1 protein-coding gene is annotated in these 469 nt (G+C 60.3%); it reads right to left on the reverse strand.

What is annotated here, in order from left to right; all coding sequences use genetic code 11:
• Nucleotides 1-327, reverse strand: a 327-nt coding sequence (locus tag AC1U89_RS24710; protein ID WP_479902250.1) for a Dabb family protein, incomplete at its 3' end; no start/stop codon positions are given.
• Between the last annotated feature and the right edge of the window lie 142 nt (nt 328-469).

The raw sequence follows: 469 nt of genomic DNA on the forward strand, positions 1-469 counted from the left end.
CAGGGGCACCCCGTTTGCTTCGGCTMAGACCCGTGAATCGATGATCGCCTTCTCGGCGACGTGCACCGCGACTTCCCGCGCCACGGCCAGGTGCAGCGGATGTTCCATGTAGGTCTCCAGGGCGGCTTCGGATTCATGGTGGGAAACGAGAACCAGATCCCAGTGGGCGGCGACCTTTCCCAGATCCGGCCGCACCCGCAGGTCAACCAGACCGGGAATCCGGCCGGTGTCCAGTTTCCTGAGTTCAGCCTGGGCCAACGATGACTGCCGGCGCTTTTCCTCGATGTCAGTGCCGGAAAGGCGGAAGGCTACGATGTGCTGGATCATGGGGTTTTCTCCTGAAATGGATGGCTAAGGGGTATCGATTCGAAAGAGGGCTCCCGATCGTGAATGATCGGGAGCCCTCTTTCATGTCCAACTCTCAGTCGCGGTAGTCAATCTCGATGTCCGCGACCTCATGATCCGGGAG

Source organism: Caulobacter sp. 05T431 (assembly GCF_056665975.1).